Below are 25,152 nucleotides of genomic sequence, written 5' to 3'. Positions count from 1 at the left end.
CCGAAAGGAACACGATGACCAGACACATCGAAATCAGGAAGAACACCTACCTCGACTCGGTCTCGCTCATGTCCATGAGCACCAAGGCGAACGCCGTCGACGGCGTGACCCAGGCGCTGCTCGGCATGGCCACACCGATGAACAAGGAAGTGCTGCGCAACGTCGGCGTCCAGGATCCGGCGATCGACGAGGCCCGTCCGAGCGACCTCATGATCGTCGTCGACGCCTCGGACGACACCATCGCGGCGGCGATCCAGGCGGTCGACGACATCCTCGCGCGCAAGGACAAGAGCGCCGCCGGCACGGCCGAAGTGCGCTACCGCACCCTCGACGGCGCGTTCGCCGAGGTCCCCGACAGCAACCTCGTGCTCATCTCGGTGAACGGCGCCTTCGCCGCCCGCGAGGCGCGCAAGGCGCTGAACGCCGGGAAGCACGTGATGATCTTCTCCGACAACGTGTCGGTGGACGACGAGCGGGCCCTCAAGACCCTCGCGCACGAGAAGGGGCTGCTGGTCATGGGCCCCGACTGCGGCACCGCGATCATCAACGGCACCGGCCTCGCCTTCGCGAACGCCGTGCGCCGCGGATCCATCGGCATCGTGGGCGCCTCCGGCACCGGCAGCCAGGAGCTGAGCGTGCGGATCCACGACTTCGGCGGCGGCGTCTCGCAGCTGATCGGCACGGGCGGACGCGACCTCAGCACCGAGATCGGCGGCATCTCCATGATCGACGGCATCGCCGCCCTCGACGCGGATCCGGAGACCGCGGTGATCGTCGTCGTCTCCAAGCCCCCGGCCGAAGAGGTCGCGGACAAGGTGCTCGCCGCCGCCGGCGCCGCGTCCAAGCCCGTCGTGGTGACCTTCCTCGGGTCCACCCGCACCTCCAGCGGCTACGACAACGTGACGCTCGTCGCCGGCACCAAGCCGACCGCGATCGCGGCCGTCGTCGCGAGTGGCGTCGACGAGTCCACGCTCGACACCCATCCGCTCAACCTCGCCCTCATCGCGGAGGTGCGCGCCAAGCTCGCACCGGAGCAGACCTACGTGCGCGGACTGTTCTGCGGCGGCACGCTGTGCGACGAGGCGATGTTCGCGGCCCTTGCGACCTACGACGACGTGTACTCCAACATCCAGAAGGATCCGGCCCGCGTGATCGGCGCGACGGACGCCTCCCGTGCCCACACCTACCTCGACATGGGCGACGACGATTTCACCAACGGGCGCCCGCACCCGATGATCGACCCGACGCTGCGGCTGCAGCGCCTCGTCCAGGAGGCCGACGACCCCACCGTGGGCGTGATCGCGATGGACTTCATCCTCGGCTTCGGCGCGCATGAGGATCCCGTGGGCGTCACGATCCCGGCCATCCAGGAGGCGAAGGCGAAGGCCGCCGCGCGCGGACAGCACCTCGAGATCCTCGGCTACGTGCTCGGCACCGACCGGGACACCCCGGCGATCGCCGACCAGATCGCGAAGCTCCAGGCGGCCGGCGTCACGATCGCCTCCTCCTCCACCAACCTCGGGCTGCTGGCCCGCGAATTCGTCGCGAAGGTTGACCACTGATGAGCGTCAACGACCTGTTCGGATCCGCACTGAAGCCGGTCAACCTCGGCCTCGACATGTTCGCCGAGGACCTCGCGGCGCAGGGCGTCAGCCCGGTGCTCATGGACTGGACTCCCCCGGGCGGCGGCGACCCCGAGGTCATCGCCGCGCTCAGCCGGCTCGAGGACCCGGCCGTCGCGGCGAGGATCGATGCCGCCAACCAGGAGGCGCTGAGCCGCATCCTCGCCGCCCAGCCCTTCCTGGAGGGCTTCGGACAGGCGATCGACGTCGTTCCCGGGATGACCGCGAAGACGATCCTGCACGCGGGCCCCCCGATCGAGTTCCCGCGCATGTCGGGGCCGATGAAGGGCGCCGTCACCGGAGCGCTCGTCTTCGAGGGGCTCGCCGCGGATCTCGACGAGGCGTTCGAGCTCGCCGCCTCCGGCGAGATCACGTTCTCGCCCTGCCACGAGCACCAGTCGGTCGGCTCGATGGCCGGCGTCACGAGTGCGAGCATGTGGGTGCACCAGGTGCGCAACCGCACGCACGGCAACCTCGCCTTCACCAACCTGTCCGAGCAGCTGTCGAAGATCCTCCGCTTCGGCGCCAACGACCAGTCGGTGATCGACCGCCTGAACTGGATGCGCGACGTGTTCGGCCCCGTGCTGTCGGGCGCCATGACGCTGAACCAGGACGGCATCGATCTGCGGCTGATGCTCTCCCAGGCGCTGCACATGGGCGACGAGGCGCACAACCGCAACGTGGCCGGCACGACGCTGCTCATCCAGGCGCTGGCGCCCTACATCCTGGAGACCGACTTCACCACCCGGGAGAAGCGCGAGGTCTTCGACTTCGTCGCCTCGTCGGACTACTTCTCCGGACCGACCTGGATGGTCACGGCGAAGGCGTCGCTCGACGCGGTGAACGGGATCGAGGACTCCACGGTCGTGACCACGATGGCGCGCAACGGCGTCGACTTCGGCATCCGCGTCTCGGGCACCGGCGGACAGTGGTTCACCGGCCCCGCCCAGCAGGTCGTCGGTCCGATGTTCGCCGGGTACACGCCCGCCGACTCCGGGCTCGACATGGGCGACTCCGCGATCACCGAGACCTTCGGCATCGGCGGGTTCGCGATGGCCGCCGCCCCCGCGATCGTCGCCCTCGTCGGCGGCACCGTCGACGAGGCCATGGGCTACTCGCGCACGATGAACGACATCACGACCGGGAACAACCCGAACATCACCATCCCCGCACTCGACTTCATGGGCGTGCCCACCGGCATCGACGTGCGCAAGGTGATGGAGACCGGGATCCTGCCGATCATCAACACCGCGATCGCGCACAAGGATCCGGGCATCGGCATGATCGGCGCCGGCATCACCCACCCGCCCGTCGAGGCGTTCCAGCAGGCGCTCGTCGCGCTCGCCGACCGCATCGTCTGACCCCGGAACGAAGAGGCCGGAACCCCAACGGGGTGCCGGCCTCTTCGTCGTCTTACGACGCCTACTTCTTCTTGCCCTGGGCGCGGCGCTCGGCGCGATTCGCCGGAGCCGCGTCGCCGGCATCCACGCGCTGACCGAAGGCGCCGCGCGCCGCTGGCTGCGCCGGCTGCTCGTCGTCGCCGGCCTGAGCCTGAGCAGCCGCCTGGCGGAGGCGATCCGTGGCCGCCTGCTGCACCTGGCCGCGGTCGTTGCGCACCTCGACGTCGCCGGCGTCGTTGGGCGCCGAGTACTCGAGGCGCTGGTCGCCCGCGGATTCGGTGAGCCCCTTGGCCTCGACCTCGGTGATGCCCTCGTCGCCGGCCTGACGCACCTCGACCTCGAGGTTGTAGAGGTAGCCGACCGACTCCTCCTTGATCTGGCCCATCATCGCCTGGAACATCGAGTAGCCCTCGCGCTGGTACTCGACCAGAGGATCGCGCTGCGCCATCGCGCGCAGGCCGATGCCGTCCTTCAGGTAGTCCATCTCGTAGAGGTGGTCGCGCCAGCGGCGGTCTAGCACCTGCAGCACCACCCGGCGCTCCAGCTCACGGGTGGCGGCCTCGCCGAGCGACGCCTCGCGCTTCTCGTAGGCGACCATCGCGTCGGAGACGAGCTCGCGCTTGAGCCCCTCGGCGGTGATCCCGCCCTTGCGGCCGCCGGCTTCGGCGACGACCTCGTCGATCGTGACGTCGACCGGGTAGAGCGTCTTGAGCTCGGTCCACAGGCTGTCGAAGTCCCAGCTCTCGGTGTGGCCCTCGGCGGTGTGGTCGTCGACGACCGCGCCGATCGCGTCCTCCACGAAGTGCTTGACCCGGTCGGCGATGTCGTCGCCCTCCAGGATGTGCCGGCGGTCGGTGTAGATCGCCTCGCGCTGACGGTTGAGCACGTCGTCGTACTTGAGGACGTTCTTGCGCATCTCGGCGTTGCGCGCCTCGACCTGGCTCTGCGCGCTGCGGATCGCGCGGGTCACCAGACCCGACTCGATCGGCATGTCCTCCGGGAAGTTCGTGCGCGCGAGGATCGCCTCGGCGGCGCCCTGCTGGAAGAGCCGCATGAGGTCGTCGGTGAGGCTGAGGTAGAACCGGCTCTCGCCCGGGTCGCCCTGACGGCCCGAGCGGCCGCGCAGCTGGTTGTCGATGCGGCGCGATTCGTGGCGCTCGGTGCCGAGCACGTACAGTCCGCCGGCCTCGACGACCTTGGCGCCCTCGGTCTCGACCTTGGACTTCATCGCCTCGTAGGCCTCGTCCCAGGCCTGCTCGTACTCCTCCGGCGTCTCGACCGGATCCAGGCCCTTCGACTTCAGCTCCTGCACCGCCAGGAACTCGGCGTTGCCGCCGAGCATGATGTCGGTGCCTCGACCGGCCATGTTGGTGGCGACGGTGACCGCACCCAGGCGTCCGGCGCGGGCGACGATCTCGGCCTCGCGGGCGTGGTTCTTCGCGTTCAGGACCTCGTGCTTGATGCCCTTCTTGCTCAGCAGCCGGGAGAGGTACTCGCTCTTCTCGACGCTGACGGTTCCCACGAGCACGGGCTGGCCGTTCTCGTGCCGCGCAGCGATGTCCTCGACCACCTGGGCGAACTTGGCTGTCTCGTTCTTGTAGACGAGGTCGGCCTTGTCCTGGCGGATCATCGGCTTGTTGGTCGGGATCGGCACGACGCCGAGCTTGTACGTGGACATGAACTCGGCGGCCTCGGTGTCGGCCGTTCCGGTCATGCCGGCGAGCTTGTCGTACAGGCGGAAGTAGTTCTGCAGCGTGACGGTGGCGAGGGTCTGGTTCTCGGCCTTGACCGGCACGCCCTCCTTCGCCTCGATGGCCTGGTGGATGCCCTCGTTGTAGCGGCGCCCGACGAGGATGCGGCCGGTGTGCTCGTCGACGATCATGACCTCGTCGTTCATGACGACGTAGTCGGTGTCGCGCTTGAACAGGGCGAGCGCCTTGATCGAGTTGTTCAGGAACGAGATCAGCGGGGTGTTCGCCGACTCGTAGAGGTTGTCGATGCCGAGGTAGTCCTCGACCTTCTCGATGCCGGGCTCGAGCACGCCGACGGTGCGCTTCTTCTCGTCGACCTCGTAGTCCTCGCCCGCCTCGAGCGTGCGCGCGATCTTCGCGAACTCGGCGAACCAGCGGTTCGCCTCCCCGGACGACGGACCCGAGATGATCAGCGGCGTGCGCGCCTCGTCGATGAGGATCGAGTCGACCTCGTCGACGATGGCGAAGAAGTGGCCGCGCTGGACGAGGTCCTCCTTGCGCCACGCCATGTTGTCGCGCAGGTAGTCGAAGCCGAACTCGTTGTTCGTGCCATAGGTGATGTCGGCGTTGTACTGCTCGCGCCGCACCTCGGGCGTCTGCCCGGAGACGATCACTCCGGTGGTCATGCCGAGCGCGCGGTAGACACGGCCCATGAGCTCGGACTGGTAGGTCGCGAGGAAGTCGTTCACGGTGATGACGTGCACGCCCTGGCCGGCGATGGCGTTGAGGTACGACGGGAAGGTCGCCACGAGGGTCTTGCCCTCACCGGTCTTCATCTCGGCGATGTTGCCCTCGTGCAGGGCCGCGCCGCCCATGATCTGCACGTCGTAGGCGCGCATGCCCAGCGTGCGCTTGGCGGCCTCGCGCACCGCCGCGAAGGCCTCCGGCATGAGCTGGTCGAGGGTCTCGCCCTTCTCGAACCGCGCGCGCAGCTCGGCGGTCTCGTTGCGCAGGTCCTCGTCGCTGAGCTTCGCGAAGTCGTCCTCGAGCGCGTTCACGGCCTTGACGACGCCGTTCAGGCGGCGCAGGATCCGTCCCTCGCCCGCGCGCAGCAGCTTCTCAAGAGGATTCGCCACGGATTCCATCTCCCTCAGGGTGTCTCGTGCCGCGCGTCACGCGCACGGCATACGGGTTCATGTTACCGGGCCGTGACCTGTCGATCCTCTGGGCGGTCCGGCGCATGATCATCGACCGCGAGCCGCCGGTCCCGGCCGAGCCGATCCCGGACCGACGGCGGGCGGATCCGCCTCCGGTGATGCGCTCGGATCCGGACTCTCCCTCGCTTTCCCGGTATGCATATACTGCGAAAGCGATTCCGGGAAAGGAAAGACGATGTCGGTGCGTCAGAGTCTCCTCGCCATCCTCGACCAGGGCCCCTGCTACGGCTACCAGCTGCGGGCGGAGTTCGACCGCCGCACCGGATCCACCTGGCCGCTCAACGTCGGACAGATCTACAACACCCTGGAGCGCCTGGAACGGGACGGACTCGTCGAACGCGGCGACGCCGACGAGCAGGGGCACGTGTACTGGGTCATCACCGACGCCGGATCCGCCGAGGTCGCCGGCTGGCTCTCCTCCCCCGTCGAGCGCGGAGCGGGAACCAGGGACGAGCTCGCGATCAAGCTCGCCGTCGCCGCGACGCTTCCCGGCGTCGACGTCACGAGCGTGATCCAGGCGCAGCGCCGGGCCTCGCTGAGCCGGATGCAGGAGCTTCAGCGCGCGACGTACGCGGGCGCCCACCCCGACGGCCCCGAGGAGCTGGCCTGGACGCTCGTGATCGACTCCCTGATCTTCGCTGCGGAGGCCGAGCTCCGCTGGCTCGACCACACCGAGCGGCGGCTCGCCACCCGCCCCCGGCATGCGCGGGAGCTGGGGCTGTCCGCCGATCGTCCGAAGCGGGGGCGGCCGACGAAGAGCGCGGCGACGACCGGAGCGCCGCCCGCGGTCTGATCGCCGAGGGCGTAGCGGATGCACAGCCGCCGCAGGGTCGCGGCCCATAGGATCGGCCCATGGCCGGTTTTTGGGGCAGACGCAAACGTGAACAGGACGAGCTGCAGGCGCAGGACGCGGATCTCGCGCGCCGCGCCGAGCAGGCGATCGTCGCCGCCGACGAGCGGATCCGCACCTCGGCCGACGAACTCGCCTTCGCGGCCGCAGAGCTCGGCGACGACATGACGGCGGATTTCCGCGCCGCGGTGGACGCCGTGCGCACGCACATGGGCGAGGCGTTCCAGCTGCACCAGCTGAACCACGACGAGATCCCGGATACGCCGGAGGAGCTGCGCACCCGCAACGCGCGCATCGTGCAGCTCTGCCAGTGGGCCGAGGATCTGATCGACGAGAAGTCGGCCGCGATCGCCGACGCGGTGAACCGGGTGCGCAACGCCCCGCAGGTCGTCGCCCGCGTGCGCGCCGATGCCGCCGCTCTCGAGACCCGGGTGCCGCAGGCGCAGTCGTCCGTCGACCGCCTCGCCACCCGCTACTCCGACGCCGCCATGCAGCGCATCGCGCGCAGTGCGGAGGAGGCGGCGCAGCTCATCGTGTTCGCGTCGCACGGCGCGGACGTGTTCGAGCGTCGCCGCGACGCCGGGCGCAACCAGGAGGCCGTGCTGGCGCTCGAGACGGCGACCGAGGCCACCCGCCGCGCCGCGGCCCTGCTCGACGCGGTCGACGACTTCGAGATCGAGGCGCTGCGGGCCGAGTCCACGCTCGCCGAGGTCGTCGCCGATTCCCGTGGCGACCTGGCCGCCCTGTCCCAGGCGCCGGCCACTCCGGCGGTCTCCGCCGCGGCGGTCGCCCTGCAGCAGGCGCTGAACGAGCTCGCGCCGGCGGGGAGCCGCACGGATCCGTTCGGCGAGCTGACCCGGCTGCGCGCCGCGAACACCGCGCTGGACGCGGCCGTCGCCGACGCCCGCTACCGCGCGGAGCACCCGCTCCCGACGATCGCCGCCGTGCAGCACGCCCTGGACGACGCCGATCGCCAGCTGGGGATCGCACGCGGTCTGATCGAGGGGCACCGCGGCTGGATCGGCGCCGACGCCCGCACCCGTCTTGCCGAGGCCGAGCGCCTGCGCGTGGACGCGCCCTCGCTGCTGCCCGCGGAGGAGACGCGCGAGCAGGCGCTCAGCACCGCCCGGCGCGTCGCGCAGCTGGCGGCCGAGGCCCTGCAGCTCGCCCAGCACGACATCGACCGTTCCCGCCCCGATCAGGGCTGGGGCGGTGGCGGCGGCTGGGGCGGGGGCGGCGGCCGCGGCGGAGGCGGCGGCGATGTCGTCACCGGCGTGCTCGGCGGACTCGTGATCGGCGGCCTGCTCGGCGACATCTTCGACTGACCCCCGCACACGAAGCGGCCCGGGACCGAGGTCCCGGGCCGCTTCTGCGTCTAGGGGTGCGGTTCAGCCCACCAGTTCCTCGGCGGGAGCCGCCTGGGTGGTGAGCGAGATCACGCCGTAGTCCCAGCCCTTGCGGCGGTACACGACGCTCGGGTGGTCGCTGCGGGCGTCCACGAACAGGAAGAAGTCATGGCCGACGAGCTCCATGCGGTCCACGGCCTCCTCCACGGTCATCCACTCCGCATCGAAGTTCTTCGTGCGGATCACGACCGGGGAGTACTCCTCCTCGCTCTCCAGCGTCGGGATCGCGCCGGTGGACACGGCGTGCAGCGTGTCGACGGAGACCGGTTGCACGTCGATGCCCGAGAGCTCGCCGGTGCCCTTCTCGAAGTGCGCGCCGCGCGGATGGTGCCGGCCGTCGATGCGGCGCTCCTTGGCCCGCCGCACCTGCTCGATGAGCTTGTCGACGGCGAGGTCCAGCGCGGCGAACTTGTCCGCGTCACGCGCCTCGGCCCGGACCAGCGGGCCCTTGCCGTTGAGAGTGAGTTCGACGGTCTCATCCTCCACATGACCGCCGCGATAGGAACGATGGGTGACCTTCACGTCCAGGCTCGTCGCCTTCGTCGCGATAGTCGCGATCCGAGCGGTCTTCTCCTCGACCACCGCTCGGAATCGATCGCTGATGCCGACTCCGACACCGACGATGTTCGTTTCCATCCTGACCTCCTTTTTCCGGTCCGACCGGTAGGGGGCGGACCGTGGTCGCCTTTGTGAGTCCCCACCGTAGTCGCCGGATCCCGTGATGTCATCCACAATTCATCTGCGTGTCGTGGGGATCCGCTGCGAGCTCGGCCAGGATCTGCGGCGACGCCCGCCACGGCCCGTCCGGCAGGCTCACCGACGTCGCGGCGTCGCCGCCACGGCGACCGCGCCGACGACCGAGAAACCCGCGGCGCGCAGCGCCCGCGCGGCCTCTCCGCAGGTCGACCCGGTGGTGATCACGTCGTCCACGAGGACGGCCGAAGCACCGCCTCCGTCCCGGTTCGCGACGAAGGCGCCGGCCAGGTTCGTGCGCCGTGCCTGCACCCCGAGGAGGCGCTGGTCGGCCAAACGGCGGGCGGGCAGCAGCGCACGCTGCATCGGGACGCCGATCCCGCGTGCGAGGAGCTCGGGCAGCCGGAAGCCCCGGTGGCGGAACGCCGCCCGCGAGGTCGGCACGGGCACGACCACGTCGACCGGGAGCACCCGGCCGGATCCGGAGCACAGCGCCGTCACGGCCGCGGCGAGCGCCGGTCGCAGCGGCCGGATCAGCGACGTCTGCCCGTCCTCCTTGATCGCCCGCAGCACCGCGGCGGCGACGCCGTCGAAGGCGAGCCCCGCGCATCCCGGCACGTCGCCGGTGCGCACCGGCACGACCCGCGGTGCGAGCGTCGCCTCGCACTCCGCGCACAGTGCCGTGCCGGGCGCACCGCATCCGGCGCACACGGAGGCGAGGGCGAAGTCGACGACCTCGCGGATCAGCCGGGCGCTGCCCTGAGGGAGGATCGGGAGGAGACGGTTCGCCGAGGACATCCCCCGAGTCTCGGACGCTCCCGAACCCCCGAAACGCCGCTCGCCGGAACCGGTGCACTGCGGAGCCCGGGACTCCCCGGTGCGGAACGACCCGGATCCGCCCCGCGAGCGCGGCAGTACGCCAGGGGCCGCGTCCAGGGCGGCTCCCCGGATTCAGCCGCCGACGCCGAGCTGCACCGCGAGCACCTTGACTCCCGTGCTCTCCTGCTGCCAGTTGGGGCCGCTGCGCTGGTACAGCACTCCGCCCCCGAGCACCCGGACGTTCGAGACCGGCGACGCCGGCGCGAAGCTCTGCGCGGCATCGGGCGCGTCGATCGTCTTGGCGGGCCCGCCCACAGGCTGCTCGTGCAGCACGAGGTTCGACCCATCGGTGCCGAGGATCCCCACCGTCGAATCGTCCAGCCACGCCACGTCCACGGCGCTGGTGGGCCAGGCGATCACATTGGCCGGGCCGAGCGCCGAAGGCGCTCCCCGGTCGTCACGGGTGATCGCGAAGACCTCGACCCGGGACTGCCCCCCGGCCACCACGGCCATCACGAGCCGCGCACCGTCCCTGCTCACCGCGAACGAGGTGACCCGGCCCGCGTCCGCCGGACCGGCGATCACGCGTGCGGTCGTCGACGACGCCGGCCACGCCGAGATCGACGCCGGGCTCTGCGCGGGCACGGTCCAGATGTACCCGAAGGGATCCAGTGTCGGGGCGATGAGATCGGGCCGCGCGTCGATCTGGTCGGTCTTGCCCCCGGCGACCGCGTACACCGCTCCGTCCCCGCCCTGCACGGCGACCCGCTGCGCGCCGCTGGCGGCGCTCATCGCCGTGATCGCCTGAGGGAAGTCCTCGATCTGCGTCGACACCCCGGGGACGGGCACGATCTCTCCGTTCGAGAGGAAACCGAAGCCCTTCTCCGTGAGCGCGAGAGGACGGGTGTCGACCGTCGTCGGCGCGACGGAGGCGGTCCCCGCGACCGTGTCGCGGCCGGCGATCGTGATCTTCACCTGCAGCACGCCGAGACCGCTCAGACTGTGCTCCAGCTGCGTGCGCATCCGCGACAGGGTGACCGAGTTCGCGACGAGCGCGGCGTCGTTGAGAGCGACCTCCGCGACCTGCGACTCCGGCGTCACCGTGTTCCGCGCGAGCGCGACATCGCCCGTGAACGCGGTGCGCACGCCGTTCGCGAGCCACGGGCTGGGCTTGCCGCCGATGAGCGACTGCACGATGCGGCTGGCCGTGTTCTCCCGCTTCGGGAACCACCGCACATCGGGCACGAGGTACGTCCAGGAGGGGTCGAAGTACTGCAGGGCATACGGCGCGAAGACGTCGGCTGCGGCGAACGAGTCGGCATCCAGCACGATCCCGTCGGGGGCCTGCGAGATCCGCCACTGGCCGTTCTTCGTCTTGGTGAGCGTGAAGGGAAGGTCGGCGGCGCGGTTGACGGGCTGGCCCGCATACGCGCCCGTCTCGTCGACGCTCGCCGTCTGCTGCAGACCGAGGCGCACCGTGGTGGAGGTCGTCTCCTTCGTCACGTCGGCGGCGTCGTAGTGCCGATCGGCGGAGCCGGTGTCGATCGTAACCCCCACGTCCGGCTTCCACTTCTGCGCCTCATCGGAGGTGAGGAACAGGCGGGCGATGCTCCAGCTGTCCTTCGGGCTGGAAGCCGCATCGATGAACCCGCGCACGATCTGCTTCGGATCCATGCCGTCGGAAGGTCCCTGCGGCACGAACGCCAGATCGGATCCGCTGTCGTTCTGACGCGCGGCGAGACCGGGGCGCACATCGCCCGTGACCGGCAGCGACGCGCAGGCGGTGAGCCCCAGCAGGGCGAGCGCGACGACCGCGCCGCGGATGATGCGTCCGATTCTCATGACTCCCCCTGATCCTCGTCCGTCTGGCGGAGGGCGGCGCCCGCCTCGGCGACGGCGAGCGGGGCCGTGCTCACGCCGAGCTCGGCGATCGGCTCGACCGCCTCCAGCGGGACCGGCGAAGCGCCGTCCAGGGGCCGCGACCCGCGCGGGAGCGTGAGCACGAAGTTGGTGCCCTCCCCCGGACGCGACCACACCGCCAGGGTTCCGCGATGCAGCCGCGCGTCACCCAGGGCGATCGAGAGCCCCAGCCCGGTGCCGCCGATCGTGCGCTGGCGGGACGGGTCCGCCCGCCAGAACCGGTCGAACACCCGCTCGGCGTCCTCCGCGGTCATCCCCATCCCCTGATCGCGCACGCCGACCGCCACCGCGTTCTGATTGCTGTCCACGGTGACCACGATCGGATGCCCCTCGCCGTGCTCGATGGCGTTGCCGATGAGGTTGCGCAGGATCCGGCGCACCCGGCGCGGATCGAGGTCGACGGGCGTGTGCCCGCCCGGGGCGACGAAGCGCAGCTCGGTGTCGTGGGTCTGCGCGAGCGGGCGCATCTCGTCGACCAGGTCCTCCGCCAGATGGGCGAGACTCGTGGCCTCGGTCTCCAGCTGCACGGAGCCGGCGTCGTAGCGGCTGATCTCCAGCAGGTCGGCGAGCAGCGTGTCGAACCGGTGCACCTGGGTCTGCAGCAGCTCCGCAGTGCGCGCCGTGGTCGGATCGAACTCCTCACGACGGTCGTTGAGCATCTCCGCCGCGAGCCGGATCGTGGTCAGCGGCGTGCGCAGCTCGTGCGAGACGTCGGAGACGAACCGCTGCTGCACGAGCGACAGCTCGCCGAGCTCTTTGATCTGCGCCTCGATGCTGTCGGCCATCGCGTTGAAGGAGCGGCCCAGCGTCGCGAGCTCGTCCTGGCCGTGCACCGGCAGGCGCACGTCGAGATCGCCTCCGGCGAAGCGCGCGCTCGTCTCGGCCGCCGCCGTGATCGGCTCGACGACGGTGCGCAGGGAGAACCACGCGATCGCGCCGATCAGCGCGACCAGCACGAGACCCGCGATCCACAGGCTCCCCTGCACGAGCGCGAGCGTCTGCTCGGTGTCGGCGAGATCGTAGGCGACGTAGAGGGCGTACGAGCCCGAGCCCGGCACCGTCAGCTGCTGCCCCACGAGGATTCCGGCGTGCTCGGATCCGTCCGCGTCGCGCAGCGCGACCGGCTGCCACCACTGCGTGCTGGCGTCCTTGGCCACCCGCTGCTGCAGCTGATCGCTGACGAGCTCGTCCCGGTTGAAGCCGCCCACCGCGATGCCCGGCACCAGCTGGTTCGGATCGAGCGGGAAGACGCCGAGCACGCGCGAGGCGGAGACCCCCTGCACGGTGTCCCGGACGTCGCGCATGAGTCCGAGCCCTGCCGTCTGCGACCCCTGGGTGTTCGCCGAGTACAGGACGGACTGAGCGGAGTTGGCGGCCCGCCAGGCATCGCGCAGCGCCTGGTCCTTGCGTGCGTCCCACAGCTGGTTCTGCACGGCGAGCGCCATCAGCACGCACGTGACGAGCACCGCGACGCTGGTGAGCGCCAGCGCGATCACCATCGTGCGGAACCGCAGCGACTGACGCCACAGTCGGGCCAGACGGCGCCCGTTGCGGCGAACGCCACGGGCGGCCGAGTTCGCCAGCGCCACGGTGTTCGTCATCGGCGGATCCTCATCGACGGGAGGGCTCTGCAGCGGCAGGGGCGCGGACGCCACCCGACCGGGTCAGACCACGCTCCCCGCGCGGTAGCCGACGCCGCGCACCGTGGTCACGATCCGCGGGTTGTCGGGGTCGAGCTCGACCTTGGCGCGCAGCCGCTGCACGTGCACGTTCACCAGACGGGTGTCGGCCTTGTAGTGGTAGCCCCAGACCTGCTCCAGCAGCATCTCCCGGGAGAAGACCTGCTGGGGCTTCGAGGCGAGGGCGACGAGCAGCTGGAACTCGAGCGGGGTCAGCGCGATCGGCGCACTCCCGCGGCGTACCTCGTGCGCGTCCACATCGATCGTGAGGTCGCCGATCCTCAGCACCTCGCTGGTCGCCTGCGGCGTCGGGCGCAGCCGCGTGCGGATGCGGGCGACGAGCTCCTTCGGGTTGAACGGCTTGACCATGTAGTCGTCGGCGCCGACCTCGAGTCCGCGCACGACGTCGGCCGTGTCCCCGCGGGCGGTGAGCATGATCACCGGGACGCCGGACTCGGCACGGATGCGCGTGCAGATCTCGATGCCGTCCATGCCGGGCAGCATGAGATCCAGCAGCACCAGGTCGGGGCGCTGGGTCCGCCATTCGTCCACGGCCTTCGCGCCGTCCGCGCAGAACACGGGCTCGAAGCCCTCCGTGCGCAGCACGATGCCGATCATCTCGGCCAGAGCCGTGTCGTCATCGACCACGAGGATGCGTGAGGTCATGGGCGGCCAGTCGTCTTTCGGATCTCGCGGTGTTCGGATCTGTGTCGGACGTGCGGGCGCGTACCAGCGCCCCCACGTCGGTCCAGCGTACTTCACCACCCGCTGGAGTTCGCGGATCCCGGTGAGACCGCTCCTCCGCGCCGTCGCGGCCGTGGCCCCGTCGTCCTCCCCGGGGCGATGACGGTGTGACACGATGGACCCACACGCGAACCGGAGGACTCGTGAGCCAGCAGAGTGTCACCGCGCAGGGCTGGACCCCCGCGCCGAAGCCCGGCCTGATCCCGCTGCGGCCGCTCGGCTTCGGCACGATCCTCGGCAAGTCGTTCGCCGCGCTGCGGCACAACCCCAAGGTGCTGTTCGGCTTCGCCGTCGTGGTGCAGCTGGTCGTGATGGTCGCGGTCTTCTCCGTCGTCGGGGTGGTTTCGTTCGCCACCCTGAGCAGGCTCGACACGGTGCAGCCGGGCAGCGACGAGTGGCTCACGCTCTATCTGGGCTCGTTCGCCTTCATCGGCGGCGCCGGCCTGCTGATGGGACTGTTCTCCGTGGCCTTCACCGCGATCGTGCAGGGCATCGTCGCGGCCGACGTGCGCGCGGCCGTGCTGCGGGAGACGGCCACGCTCGGCGCCCTCTGGAAGCGCGTGCGGCCCGCGGCGTGGCGCCTGATCGGCTACACCCTGTTGTACGGCCTGGCCGGCGCGCTGGCCGCCGTGGTGATCCTGGGCGTCCCGTTCCTCGCGATCGGGCTGCCCACCGGCTTCGACAGCGCCGGCGTGGTCTTCACCGTGCTCGCCGTGCTGCTCGGGATCGGATGCCTCGTCGCCCTGTCGATCTGGATCGGGACGAAGCTCATGCTGGTCCCGTCGCTCCTGGTGATCGAGGGAGCCGGGCTCCGCGAGGCCCTCGTGCGGTCCTGGCGACTGACCCGCGGCCGGTTCTGGTTCGCGTTCGGGATCGTGTTCGTGATCGGCGCGATCATGTACATCGGCGCCCAGGCCGTCGGCATGATCGGCAGCATCGTCACGTCGCTGTTCGGCCCGGTCTTCAACCCCACCGGCATGACCGAGTTCTCCGCGAGCGCCGGCGCCCTCATCGGACTCATCATCACCGAGATCATCGTCGTCGTGCTGCAGTCGATCAGCTCGGTCGTGCAGTCCACCGCGGGAGCGCTCGTCTACATCGACTGCCGGATGCGGTACGAGGGCCTCGACCAGGATCTGATGGCGGCCATGGAGCGCCGGGCCGCCGGTTTCGATGACGGGTCGGATCCGTTCCGTCCCGACGCGGCCAGAGCAGTCCGTGCGGGTTTCCGCCCGGCACGCCCCTCCGTGCCGTATCCCCTTCCTCCGGGCCCGGTTCCCGGTTACCCGACGCCGCAGGGCTACCCCGGGACGCAGGGCTACCCCGGGACGCAGGGCCAGCCCGGGACGCAGGGCTACCCGGTGCCGCAGGGCTACCCGGCCGCCCCCGTGCCGGCCCCGGCGCCGGCGCCCGACGCGGCGACCCCGCCGCCCGCCTTCGCCCCGCCGCCGCCCGCCGCCCCGATCCCGCCCGCGCAGCAGAGCCCGTGGGCGACGCCGGACGAGGGCTGGGCCGCTCCCGGGTCCGATCGTCGATGACCGGATCCCCTCGTCGTCTCGCGCGTGCCGTCGGACCGGCGGCGCTGTGGTTCGGACTCGCGGCGATCCCGCTCATCCCCGACGGCGACGGCGCCAGGGAACTCGCCGAGAAGGAGCTCGCCAAGCCCGAGTACCAGGCGGCGAAGCCGACGCTCATCGACCAGTGGGCGCGCGCCGTCGTCGACTTCCTGATCCAGTTGTTCACCCCGCAGCGTGCGGTGGACCTGGGCCCCTGGGCGGCGATCGTCATCGGGGCCGTCCTCGTCGCGGCGCTGATCGCCGTGCTCCTGATCTGGGGGCGGCCCCGGCGCTCGCGCTCCCGCGCGTCGGGCGCCGTGCTGCTCGGCGCCGCGGACGACCGCTCCGCGGCGGAGCTGCGTGCGGACGCCGAGCGCGCCGCCCGCGCGGAGGACTGGGCCGAGGCCATCGTGCTGCGCTATCGCGCCGTCGCCCGCTCTCTCATCGAGCGCGACCTCATCTCGCCCGCGCCCGGGGCGACCGCGCAGACCATCGCGCGCGAGGCGGTGGTGCCGTTCCCCGGCGAAGGCGAGGCGCTGCACGACGCCGCGGTGGCGTTCGACGACGTCCGCTACCTCGGTCATGCGGGCTCCGCCGGGCTGTACCGCGCGCTCGCGCAGACCGACGATCGGCTCCGTGCGCTGAGGCCCGCCCTCCTGCCGGAGACGGTCTCCGCATGACCGCCGCGCCTCCGTCGTCTCCGGCCCGCGCCGAGACGGATCCCCCAGCGGCACCTCAGCCGCGCGACACCCTGGTGCGCGTCCCCGGCCGGCTGCGGCGCGCCCTGGGCTGGGTGCTCGTCGTCGCCCTGGTGCTCATCGTCGGCGCCGCGGGGCTGCTGCTCGCCGTCCCCTCGTCCGCACAGCGCGACGGTCTCGACCCCGAACGCCCCGGCCCCGGAGGCATGCAGGCGCTCGCGCAGATCCTCCGGCAGCAGGGCGTGACGGTCGACGTCGTGCGCACCCGCGCCGAGGCCGAACGTCGCCTCGACGAGGACACGACGCTCGTGATGAGCGATCCGTACACGCTCAGCGACGCCGCCGTGGCCGAGCTGACCGACGCCGCGCACGACGTGGTGCTGACCTCCCCCAGCGCCCGCATGCTGCGCACGCTCGACCTCGGGAGCTACGCCTTCCCGTCCGCGCCGCCGACCGTCGGCGCCGACTGCGACGTACCGGCTTTCGCGCACGTCGGCACGATCGAGCCGGGACAGCTCTTCCTCCCGGCCTCCGGGGTCACCGCCTGCTTCGGGGACGCCGACGGCGCGGCCGTGCTGATCTCGGACGACGCCGGGCGACGCCGGGCGATCGTCGACGGCGCCGCCCTGTTCACCAACGAGCGGCTCGCCGAGAACGGCAACGCCGCCCTCGGCCTCGCCCTGCTCGGCGCCCGTGCGCACGTGGTCTGGTACGTGCCGTCCTTCGAGGACTCGGACCGCACGGACGTCGACGTGCCGAAGAGCCTCGCCGACCTCACGCCCGGCTGGGTGAGCCCGGTCGTCGCGCTCGGCATGATCACCGCCCTGCTCGCCGCCGTGTGGCGCGGGCGCCGGTTCGGCCCGCTCGTCGCCGAGACCCTCCCGGTGACCGTGCGCGCGTCGGAGACGATGCTCGGCCGCGCCCGGCTCACCGCGAAGGCGGCCGACGCGACGCATGCGGCCGAAGCGCTGCGCGCCGGCACGCTCGCCCGGCTCGCGCTGCGCCTCGGCCTCGCCGCCCGCGCCGACCCCGGTGCCGTCGCCGACGCCGCGGCGGACCGCATCAGGGTCGATCGGGCCGACTGCCGCGCCCTGCTCGTCGGCCCCCTCCCCGGCGCCGACGCCGAACTCGTGCCCTACGCCCGCCGACTCGCCGAGCTCGAGACCGCGGTCGAGAACGCCGTCCGCATCGAAAGGAGCAGCCCGTGACCGATCATCCCGGCTACGACCCCGCAGGATCCGCCGCCCCGGGGCGTCCTCCGTCCCCGCCCGCTCCCGCGGCGGCGCCGGCTCCGGCGCCCCACGCCGGTGCCGCACCGACGACGACCGCTGCACCGGCGCCCACGGCGCCGAGCGCCCCCGCGTCCGAGGATGCCGCGCTGCGCCAGGCCATGCAGCGGGTGCGCGCCGAGGTGGACAAGGCCGTGGTGGGCCAGGCCGGCACCGTCACCGGGCTCCTCGTCGCGCTGCTCGCGCGCGGGCACGTGCTGCTGGAGGGCGTGCCCGGTGTCGCGAAGACCCTCGTGGTGCGCTCGTTCTCCCGGGCGCTCGGGCTCGACACGAAGCGCGTCCAGTTCACGCCCGACCTGATGCCCGGCGATGTCACGGGCTCGCTCGTCTACGACGCGCGCACCGGGGAGTTCGAGTTCCGCCGCGGTCCCGTGTTCACGAACATCCTGCTCGCCGACGAGATCAACCGCACCCCTCCGAAGACGCAGGCCGCACTGCTGGAGGCCATGGAGGAGCGTCAGGTCTCCTCCGACGGCGCCAGCCTGCCGCTTCCGGATCCGTTCCTCGTCGCCGCGACGCAGAACCCGATCGAGCACGAGGGCACCTACTCGCTGCCGGAGGCGCAGCTGGACCGGTTCCTCATGAAGCTCGTGGTCGGCATGCCCGAACGCGATGCCGAGGTGTCGGTGCTGCGCCGCCACGCCGACGGCTTCTCGCCGCGCGAGCTCACGGATCTGCACCCCGTCGTGACGGCCGAGGAGATCCTCGCCGCGCAGCAGGCCGCGGGGCGCGTGCAGGTGACCGACGACGTGCTCGGCTACGTGGTCGACCTCGCACGCGCCACCCGCCAGTCCCCCTCGGTGCAGCTGGGCGCGAGCCCCCGCGCCTCGACCGCCCTGCTCGCGGCGGCGAAGGCCTGGGCGTGGCTGAACGGATCGAGCGCGGTCACCCCCGACCACGTGCAGACCATGCTGATCCCGGTGTGGCGCCACCGCCTGCAGCTGCGGCCCGACGCCGAGATGGAGGGCGTCTCCGCCGATGCCGTGCTCACGAGCGTCGTGCAGCAGACCCGCGTCCCGATCTGAGCCCGGAGACCACCCCCGTCATGTTCCTCACCGGCCGCCTCGTGATCGTCGCCGCGCTCGGCGTCGTCCCGCTCGTGCTGCTCGACGCCCTCGGGATCCCGCCGTGGTTCGTGCTGATCGGCTGGCTCGCGCTGTGCGCGGCGCTCGTCGGCGTCGACGTGCTGCTGGCGGCGCCGGTGGGCGCGCTGCGGATCACCCGCGAGGTGCCGAGCCGCGGCCGCCAGCTCGAGCCGGTGACGGCGACCGTGATCGTGCAGAACCTCGGCACGCGCCGGTTGCGCGGCCGGATCCGCGACGGCTGGCAGCCGACCGCCGACGCCGCGGAGCACGGAAGGGCACGGCTGGATCTTCCCGCCGGCGAGCGGCGACGACTGCCCATCGCGCTGCTGCCCCGGCGCCGGGGCGAACTCTCCAGCGAGTTCGTCGCCGTGCGCTCGACCGGGCCGCTGGGCGTCGCCGGTCGTCAGGGACGCCACCGCGTGCGCGGGGCGATCCGGATCCTGCCCCCGTTCACCTCCCGTCGCCACCTGCCGTCGCGGCTGGCGCGCCTGCGCGAGCTCGACGGCAACACGAGCGTGCAGGTGCGCGGCCAGGGCACCGAGTTCGACTCGCTGCGCGAGTACGTGCGCGGCGACGACGTGCGCTCGATCGACTGGCGTGCCACGGCACGCGCCGGCACGACCATGCTGCGCACCTGGCGCCCGGAGCGCGACCGGCACGTGGTGATCCTCATCGACACCGGGCGCACCTCGGCCGCCCGTGTCGGAGACGGCACGCGGCTCGACGCCGCCTATGAGTCCGCGCTGCTGCTGGCCGCGCTCGCGCAGCGCGCCGGCGACCACGTGCACCTGCTGCTGTTCGACCGCGCCGTGCGCGGACGGGTCAGCGGCGTCGAGGGCACCGCCCTGCTGCCCGCGCTCTCGGACGCGATGGCCCCGGTGCACGCGCGACTCGTCGACACCGACTGGGGCTCCGCGTTCGCCGCGATCCGCACGGTGACCACGCGCCCGTCGCTCGTCGTCGTGCTCACCGCACAGGATGCGGTCGAGAGCGCACGCTCCTTCCTCGGGGCGTTCCCGAACGTCTCCCGCGCGACCACGGTGCTGGTCGGGTCCGCCACCGACGTCTCGATCGACGCCCTCGCCCGCGCGCGCGACTCCCGGGAGGACGTGTACCTCGCCGCGGCGGCCGAGCGCACCCTGGCCGATGCGGCCCGCGTCGCTGACGCGATCCGGAGGGCGGGTGCCGAGCCGCTCGCCGCGGACCCGGACGACCTCCCGCCGCGCACCGCGGATCGCTACCTCGAGCTCAAAGCGGCCGGCCGGCTCTGAGCGTGCGGCAGGGGTGCGACACGCCTAGCCGCCAGACGTTTTCCTGAATCATTCAGAAAAAGCTAGAGTGGCCTCATGGACACCTCGGCGATCCTCCGCGCGGCAGGGCTGCGCGTCACGGTGCAGCGCATCGCGGTGCTTCAGGCCCTGGCCCTCGCCCCGCACAGCCCCGCGGACCGGATCCACACGGCCGTCGAAGGCTCCGGCATCGCGCTGCCGACCGTGCACGCGATCCTCGGCGACCTGGCCACGGCGGGCATCATCCGCCGGGTGAGCCTGCCCGACGCCGATCGCGCACTGTTCGAGGTCGAGCCCGACGACAACCACCATCACATGCAGTGCGTGCGCTGCGGCCGGCTGGAGGTCGTCGCATGTGCCGTCGGCGCCTCCCCCTGCCTGCATCCCTCCGAGGATCACGGCATGCGCCTGCTCGAGGCCTCCGTCACCTACCGGGCGATCTGCGCCGCCTGCGACGAGGTGCACACGGCCGCCTGACCCCGACCCGCGCCGACCGCCCCGGGATCCGACCGCCTGGGACCGGTGTTCGGCGCGCCATCGACCGACCCCAGAAGAGAAAGGATCTGCCATGTCTGAGATCAGCACTGCATCTGAGAACACCGCGGAATGCCCCATCGACCACGCCGGACGCTCCTCGCGCCCCACCGGCGGACGCACCGGGAACACGGACTGGTGGCCCGAGCGCCTGAACCTCCGCCAGCTCGCGAAGAACCCCGCCGTGGGAGACCCGCACGGCGCGGACTTCGACTACCGCGCCGCCTTCGAGGCACTCGACCTCGATGCCGTGAAGCGCGACATCGCCGCCCTGCTCACCGAGTCGCAGCCGTGGTGGCCCGCCGACTTCGGCAACTACGGTCCGCTCATGATCCGCATGGCCTGGCACTCCGCCGGCACGTACCGGGTCTTCGACGGCCGCGGGGGCGGCGGCACCGGGCAGCAGCGGTTCGCCCCGCTGAACAGCTGGCCGGACAACGTGGGCCTGGACAAGGCCCGACGTCTGCTCTGGCCCGTCAAGAAGACCTACGGCAAGGCGCTCAGCTGGGGCGACCTGATGATCCTCGCCGGCAACGTCGCGCATGAGCAGATGGGCATGCCCACCTTCGGCTTCGCCGGCGGACGCGCCGACGTCTGGGAGCCGGACGACGACGTGTACTGGGGGTCCGAGAAGATCTGGCTCGACTCGAGCGCCCGCATCTCGACCGACGAGGCCGGCGAGCGCTCGCTCGAGAAGCCGCTCGCGGCCACCATGATGGGCCTCATCTACGTCAACCCGGAGGGCCCGGAGGGCAACCCGGATCCGCTTCTCGCCGCGAAGGACATCCGGGAGACCTTCGGCCGCATGGCGATGAACGACGAGGAGACCGTCGCGCTCATCGCCGGCGGGCACACCTTCGGCAAGACGCACGGCGCCGCTCCTGAGGCGGGCAACGTCGGCGAGTCGCCCGAGGGCTCCCCGATGGAGCAGATGGGCCTCGGCTGGAAGAGCAGCCACGGCGCCGGTCACGGCAACGACACCATCGGATCCGGTCTCGAGGTCACCTGGACCTATCACCCCACCCGCTGGGACAACGAGTTCTTCCACATCCTCTTCGCCTACGACTGGGAGCTCACGACGGGCCCCGGCGGCGGCAAGCACTGGAAGCCGGTCGACGGCGCCGGCTCCGACATGGTCCCCGAGGCGCAGGGCGAGGGGCGTCGCGAACCGCGCATGCTCACTACCGACCTGTCGCTGCGCGAGGATCCGATCTACCGCGAGATCTCGCTGCGCTTCAAGGACGACCAGGCCGCGTTCACCGACGCCTACAGCCGCGCCTGGTTCAAGCTCACCCACCGCGACCTGGGCCCGAAGGCGCGCTACCTCGGCGCCGAGGTGCCGGCGGAGGACCTGCTCTGGCAGGATCCGCTGCCCGCGCGCACCGGCGCGCTCATCGGAGCCGCGGAGATCGCCGAGCTCGAACGGCGCATCGCCGAGACCGGGCTCAGCGTGTCCGACCTCGTGTCGACCGCGTGGGCCGCGGCGGCCTCGTTCCGCGGCAGCGACAAGCGCGGCGGCGCGAACGGCGGCCGGATCCGCCTCGAGCCGCAGCGCAGCTGGGAGGTCAACCGCCCCGCCGAGCTCGCCCGGGTGATCGCCGCGCTCGAGGGCGTGCGGGAGGCGTTCAACGCCGCCGGAGGCGCGCAGGTGTCGTTCGCCGACCTCGTGGTGCTCGCCGGCAACGTCGGCGTGAAGCAGGCCGCGGCCGCCGGAGGGCGGGCCGTCGAGATCCCGTTCACGCCGGGACGCACCGACGCCACTCAGGAGCAGACCGACGTCGAGTCCTTCCAGTACCTGAACCCGCAGGCCGACGGCTTCCGCAACTACGTCAGCGACGTGGCGCGCGGCATCCCCGCGGAGCACCTGCTCGTCGACCGGGCGGGACTGCTGACGCTGTCCGCGCCCGAGATGACGGTGCTGGTCGGCGGGCTGCGCGTGCTGGGCGCGAACTGGGACGGATCCGCCTACGGCGCCTTCACCCGCACGCCGGGCGTGCTCACGAACGACTTCTTCGTGAACGTGCTGGATCTGAACACGACGTGGAAGCCCCTGGATCCCGGATCCCACGCGTTCCAGGCCACCGACGACGCGACCGGCGAGAAGACCTGGGTAGGTACTCGCACCGACCTCGTCTTCGGCTCCAACTCCGAGCTGCGGGCCCTCGCCGAGGTGTACGCCAGCGACGACGCGAGCGCGACGTTCGTGGACGACTTCGTGAAGGCGTGGGTCAAGGTCGCCGAGCTCGACCGCTACGACGTGCGCTGAGCGGATCCGCATGACCGACGGCCCGTCCCGATCCCGGGGCGGGCCGTCGGCGTTGCCGCGCCGTTCCGGGCATCGCGGGTAGTCTCGCTCACGGACAGCGGCGCCCGCACGGCGCCCGAGAGCAAGGAGCCCCATGTCCTCCTCCCCCATCGACGCGCCGGAGCTCCCCGCCCCGGCATCGCCCCTCGCCGCGCGCCTCGTCGCCGAGGGACTCGGCACGTTCCTGCTCGTCGTCGCGGCCATGGGCACCGCGCTGTTCGCGTCGAGCCACTTCACCGATCCCGGTGCGCAGGGCTCCGTCTATCTGGCGGTGGCCCTGGCGGTCGGGCTGTCCGTGCTGGTGGGCGTCTATGCCTTCGGCCCCATCTCCGGCGGCCACTTCAATCCCGCGGTCACTCTCGGCGCGGCGGCGGCGGGACGGATCGCCTGGAAGGACACCGGCCCGTATGTCGTCGCGCAGTGCGTCGGCGGCGTCGTGGCCTCGACCGTGTTGACGCTGATCGGAACGTTCGGCCCGGACGGCTGGCTGCCCCGCGCGCAGGACGCGGGTTTCGCGAGCAACGGCTGGGGCGCGCTCTCCCCCGGAGGGTTCGGAATCTGGGCGGCCATCATCGTCGAAGTGGTGTTCACCGCGCTGTTCCTGTTCGTGATCCTCGGAGTCACCCATCCGCTGCGCGGCACACCGTTCGCCGGTATCGCGATCGGTCTGACCCTCACGCTCGGAGTGCTCGCGACCCTGCCCGTCGACAACGCCTCGCTGAACCCCGCACGTTCGCTGTCCACGGCGATCTACGGCGGAGTCGCACCGCTCACCCAGCTGTGGGTCTTCCTCGTCTTCCCGGTCCTCGGCGCCCTCATCGCCGGCTTCACCTATCGCGCGCTGTTCGACGGTCGAGGCGCGACGGCCGCGCAGGGCTAAGACTTCCGACGTAGAACGCATCGTCGCGCATCAGGCAAGGCAGCAGACGTCCTCACGTGGAGATGGACCGCAGCCATCACCACTACCCGCGCAGCTCCAAGAATCGGCTCGGGATGCTTCCCGCCAACCAGACGAGGTCGTTGCCCTTGTAGAACGCGATACCTGCCGAAGCAGCCGCTTCCGCATCGACCTCGATGATCACCGGTTGTTCGCTCTTGCGCCGGCCCACCGAGAGTGCGACAGCTCGATCCACGGACAGGTGCACGAACTGGCGCGCCATCGGCAGCAGACCGCTGGATTCGATCTCGGGCCAGGCCTCCGGGGCCGTTCCGCGGAACAACACAGCAGGGGGCGTCGACGGCAGCTTGTGAACTCCACCTGGCACCGAGTGACCGTAGAGAGCGCGAATGCGGTCGCCATCGAGTTCGTGCCGACGCTTGGTCGCATTCGTCAACATCCTTTCGAGCGCGTCACGATCAACCTCTTGCCAATCACGACCCTTCTCGTTCAACGCTGCGAGCAACTGACCAACCGGCACCCAGCCCTCTTCATCTAGCTCGAGCTCGTACACCCATGGCTCATGTCGAAGCGCATGGGAGACAGCTCGACTCAGCTCTTGATCGCGCTCACCGCCATCGCCTTACCTTCCTCGACCAAAAGCCCTCGAAAATGGTCCGAAACAATAGGGACCTTCGCATCCCGCCAACATGGCTGCGGAAATCGTGACCCAAGTCAACAGAATCGTTAATCGTTGTGCGTAAGAAATGGTTCTACCAGCATGATCCGCAGCCCCCTCCGGGCGTGGCAGTGAGATCGAGATCTATCAAGATTCGCGGAGCACAGATCGAATACGTTCAGCCATCCGACGAATGTCACGCCCATGGACGGAACCACCGTCGTGTCCACCGTGCCGCCCAGGCCCGAGAACAGCCATGTCACCGTCGTGCGCGCCTACCCGCCTTCGCAGACACTGATTCCCCGCATCTACACCCGCCGCGACCCGCAACGCGCCCGCGCACGGGCCATTCGAGACCTCGAAAACCTCGGCTACCAGGTAGTCGTCACCCCAGCTGCCGCCAGAACCCCACGTCCAACTCTCGTACTAGCCAGTGTCGCGACCGGAAGAGACTACACTCCCGTTCGAATCACATCAAAATCGCTCACACCACTTCCTCCGTGCCACCTCTTCGACGATCCGCCATTCGCGCAAATGTCACGACACAGAATGTCATGCTTGCAGCACCAAAGAGCGCGAGGGTGGCCGACACAGGAAGAGAGAGCCAAATCGGCATCATACCCCAGGAAAAGACGAGCACGACAGGAACTGCGCATGCGCCGTTTGATGCGATCGCGTACCGGAACATCTTCCGTCGATCGCGAATCTTTCGCCCATCTAGTGAGCCCGCAAAAATAGCCAGGGGCACAAGTCCCGCAATCGAGAAGACTAGCGCCGTAAACATTGTGTCAGAGAATGA

At 71.0% G+C, this 25,152-nt stretch carries 19 protein-coding genes; 12 read left to right on the top strand and 7 right to left on the bottom strand.

Going from position 1 to position 25,152, the window contains the following annotated elements; translation table 11 throughout:
• The first annotated feature begins 14 nt into the window (after window positions 1–14).
• A complete protein-coding gene (gene fdrA, locus WFJ17_RS05460) occupies window positions 15–1,562 on the top strand; it encodes an acyl-CoA synthetase FdrA (RefSeq protein ID WP_336647876.1) in 1,548 nt (515 codons plus the stop codon).
• Entirely contained in the window at window positions 1,562–2,983 is a 1,422-nt protein-coding gene (locus WFJ17_RS05455) for a DUF1116 domain-containing protein (RefSeq protein ID WP_336647875.1), read from the top strand. Before fdrA ends, WFJ17_RS05455 begins: the two co-directional genes overlap by 1 nt.
• Window positions 2,984–3,044: 61 nt before the next feature.
• On the opposite strand, the gene secA is transcribed toward WFJ17_RS05455, so the two are convergent.
• On the bottom strand, window positions 3,045–5,849 hold the full coding sequence (gene secA, locus WFJ17_RS05450) for a preprotein translocase subunit SecA (RefSeq protein ID WP_251444943.1): 2,805 nt from the start codon (window positions 5,847–5,849) through the stop codon (window positions 3,045–3,047).
• A 256-nt stretch (window positions 5,850–6,105) separates the two neighbouring features.
• Between secA and WFJ17_RS05445 the strand changes: the two genes are divergently transcribed.
• Window positions 6,106–6,723: a PadR family transcriptional regulator gene (locus WFJ17_RS05445; protein WP_336647874.1), complete on the top strand. Its 618-nt coding sequence runs from the start codon at window positions 6,106–6,108 to the stop codon at window positions 6,721–6,723.
• Window positions 6,724–6,782: 59 nt separating this feature from the next.
• A complete protein-coding gene (locus WFJ17_RS05440) occupies window positions 6,783–8,105 on the top strand; it encodes a hypothetical protein (RefSeq protein ID WP_251444949.1) in 1,323 nt (440 codons plus the stop codon).
• A gap of 63 nt (window positions 8,106–8,168) precedes the next feature.
• Here the strand turns inward: WFJ17_RS05440 and hpf are convergent, their stop codons facing one another.
• The 5 genes from hpf to mtrA all read right to left on the bottom strand — a co-directional run bounded on the left by hpf (window position 8,169) and on the right by mtrA (window position 13,963).
• Entirely contained in the window at window positions 8,169–8,822 is a 654-nt protein-coding gene (gene hpf, locus WFJ17_RS05435) for a ribosome hibernation-promoting factor, HPF/YfiA family (RefSeq protein WP_251444952.1), read from the bottom strand.
• A 177-nt stretch (window positions 8,823–8,999) separates the two neighbouring features.
• Complete coding sequence (locus tag WFJ17_RS05430; protein WP_336647873.1) at window positions 9,000–9,677, bottom strand: ComF family protein; 678 nt, start codon at window positions 9,675–9,677, stop codon at window positions 9,000–9,002.
• Between the two features lie 153 nt (window positions 9,678–9,830).
• Window positions 9,831–11,540 carry an LpqB family beta-propeller domain-containing protein gene (locus tag WFJ17_RS05425; RefSeq protein ID WP_251444958.1) on the bottom strand — a complete coding sequence of 570 codons (1,710 nt, stop codon included), beginning with the start codon at window positions 11,538–11,540 and terminating at the stop codon, window positions 9,831–9,833.
• The gene (gene mtrB, locus WFJ17_RS05420) at window positions 11,537–13,219 is read right to left on the bottom strand and encodes an MtrAB system histidine kinase MtrB (protein WP_251444961.1); all 1,683 of its coding nucleotides are present in this window, start codon (window positions 13,217–13,219) and stop codon (window positions 11,537–11,539) included. The genes WFJ17_RS05425 and mtrB overlap by 4 nt, the downstream gene beginning before the upstream one ends.
• Window positions 13,220–13,282: 63 nt before the next feature.
• On the bottom strand, window positions 13,283–13,963 hold the full coding sequence (gene mtrA / locus WFJ17_RS05415) for an MtrAB system response regulator MtrA (RefSeq protein WP_336647872.1): 681 nt from the start codon (window positions 13,961–13,963) through the stop codon (window positions 13,283–13,285).
• A 221-nt stretch (window positions 13,964–14,184) separates the two neighbouring features.
• Here mtrA and WFJ17_RS05410 point away from each other — a divergent pair, with 221 nt between their 5' ends.
• The 8 genes from WFJ17_RS05410 to WFJ17_RS05375 all read left to right on the top strand — a co-directional run bounded on the left by WFJ17_RS05410 (window position 14,185) and on the right by WFJ17_RS05375 (window position 23,677).
• On the top strand, window positions 14,185–15,579 hold the full coding sequence (locus WFJ17_RS05410) for a glycerophosphoryl diester phosphodiesterase membrane domain-containing protein (protein WP_336647871.1): 1,395 nt from the start codon (window positions 14,185–14,187) through the stop codon (window positions 15,577–15,579).
• On the top strand, window positions 15,576–16,277 hold the full coding sequence (locus tag WFJ17_RS05405; protein WP_336647870.1) for a DUF4129 domain-containing protein: 702 nt from the start codon (window positions 15,576–15,578) through the stop codon (window positions 16,275–16,277). Before WFJ17_RS05410 ends, WFJ17_RS05405 begins: the two co-directional genes overlap by 4 nt.
• Window positions 16,274–17,503, top strand: a complete 1,230-nt coding sequence (locus WFJ17_RS05400) for a DUF4350 domain-containing protein (protein WP_336647869.1) — start codon at window positions 16,274–16,276, stop codon at window positions 17,501–17,503. Before WFJ17_RS05405 ends, WFJ17_RS05400 begins: the two co-directional genes overlap by 4 nt.
• Window positions 17,504–17,685: 182 nt before the next feature.
• Window positions 17,686–18,609, top strand: coding sequence for an AAA family ATPase (locus tag WFJ17_RS05395; protein ID WP_292881893.1), 924 nt, complete (start codon window positions 17,686–17,688; stop codon window positions 18,607–18,609).
• A gap of 20 nt (window positions 18,610–18,629) precedes the next feature.
• On the top strand, window positions 18,630–19,940 hold the full coding sequence (locus WFJ17_RS05390; RefSeq protein ID WP_336647868.1) for a DUF58 domain-containing protein: 1,311 nt from the start codon (window positions 18,630–18,632) through the stop codon (window positions 19,938–19,940).
• A 75-nt stretch (window positions 19,941–20,015) separates the two neighbouring features.
• Window positions 20,016–20,435, top strand: a complete 420-nt coding sequence (locus WFJ17_RS05385; protein WP_251444981.1) for a Fur family transcriptional regulator — start codon at window positions 20,016–20,018, stop codon at window positions 20,433–20,435.
• A gap of 91 nt (window positions 20,436–20,526) precedes the next feature.
• Window positions 20,527–22,758 carry a catalase/peroxidase HPI gene (katG, locus tag WFJ17_RS05380; RefSeq protein ID WP_336647867.1) on the top strand — a complete coding sequence of 744 codons (2,232 nt, stop codon included), beginning with the start codon at window positions 20,527–20,529 and terminating at the stop codon, window positions 22,756–22,758.
• Window positions 22,759–22,891: 133 nt separating this feature from the next.
• Complete coding sequence (locus WFJ17_RS05375) at window positions 22,892–23,677, top strand: aquaporin (RefSeq protein ID WP_336647865.1); 786 nt, start codon at window positions 22,892–22,894, stop codon at window positions 23,675–23,677.
• Window positions 23,678–23,759: 82 nt separating this feature from the next.
• On the opposite strand, the gene WFJ17_RS05370 is transcribed toward WFJ17_RS05375, so the two are convergent.
• On the bottom strand, window positions 23,760–24,290 hold the full coding sequence (locus tag WFJ17_RS05370; RefSeq protein ID WP_285814309.1) for an RNA 2'-phosphotransferase: 531 nt from the start codon (window positions 24,288–24,290) through the stop codon (window positions 23,760–23,762).
• Window positions 24,291–25,152 lie beyond the last annotated feature (862 nt).

It is taken from the genome of Microbacterium sp. MMO-10 (assembly GCF_037148715.1).
Taxonomy (GTDB): Bacteria; Actinomycetota; Actinomycetes; order Actinomycetales; family Microbacteriaceae; genus Microbacterium.
The sequence above is the reverse complement of the archived record's forward strand: the minus strand, read 5'-3'. Positions and strand labels throughout refer to the sequence as shown.

Coding starts and splice junctions, on each gene's coding strand:
- hpf (WP_251444952.1), bottom strand. CDS start 8,822: ATGGAAACGAACATCGTCGGTGTCGGAGTCGGCATCAGCGATCGATTC.
- fdrA (WP_336647876.1), top strand. CDS start 15: ATGACCAGACACATCGAAATCAGGAAGAACACCTACCTCGACTCGGTC.
- WFJ17_RS05400 (WP_336647869.1), top strand. CDS start 16,274: ATGACCGCCGCGCCTCCGTCGTCTCCGGCCCGCGCCGAGACGGATCCC.
- WFJ17_RS05430 (WP_336647873.1), bottom strand. CDS start 9,677: ATGTCCTCGGCGAACCGTCTCCTCCCGATCCTCCCTCAGGGCAGCGCC.
- WFJ17_RS05375 (WP_336647865.1), top strand. CDS start 22,892: ATGTCCTCCTCCCCCATCGACGCGCCGGAGCTCCCCGCCCCGGCATCG.
- WFJ17_RS05425 (WP_251444958.1), bottom strand. CDS start 11,540: ATGAGAATCGGACGCATCATCCGCGGCGCGGTCGTCGCGCTCGCCCTG.
- WFJ17_RS05455 (WP_336647875.1), top strand. CDS start 1,562: ATGAGCGTCAACGACCTGTTCGGATCCGCACTGAAGCCGGTCAACCTC.
- WFJ17_RS05405 (WP_336647870.1), top strand. CDS start 15,576: ATGACCGGATCCCCTCGTCGTCTCGCGCGTGCCGTCGGACCGGCGGCG.
- mtrB (WP_251444961.1), bottom strand. CDS start 13,219: ATGACGAACACCGTGGCGCTGGCGAACTCGGCCGCCCGTGGCGTTCGC.
- WFJ17_RS05440 (WP_251444949.1), top strand. CDS start 6,783: ATGGCCGGTTTTTGGGGCAGACGCAAACGTGAACAGGACGAGCTGCAG.
- WFJ17_RS05395 (WP_292881893.1), top strand. CDS start 17,686: ATGCAGCGGGTGCGCGCCGAGGTGGACAAGGCCGTGGTGGGCCAGGCC.
- WFJ17_RS05445 (WP_336647874.1), top strand. CDS start 6,106: ATGTCGGTGCGTCAGAGTCTCCTCGCCATCCTCGACCAGGGCCCCTGC.
- WFJ17_RS05385 (WP_251444981.1), top strand. CDS start 20,016: ATGGACACCTCGGCGATCCTCCGCGCGGCAGGGCTGCGCGTCACGGTG.
- WFJ17_RS05390 (WP_336647868.1), top strand. CDS start 18,630: ATGTTCCTCACCGGCCGCCTCGTGATCGTCGCCGCGCTCGGCGTCGTC.
- katG (WP_336647867.1), top strand. CDS start 20,527: ATGTCTGAGATCAGCACTGCATCTGAGAACACCGCGGAATGCCCCATC.
- mtrA (WP_336647872.1), bottom strand. CDS start 13,963: ATGACCTCACGCATCCTCGTGGTCGATGACGACACGGCTCTGGCCGAG.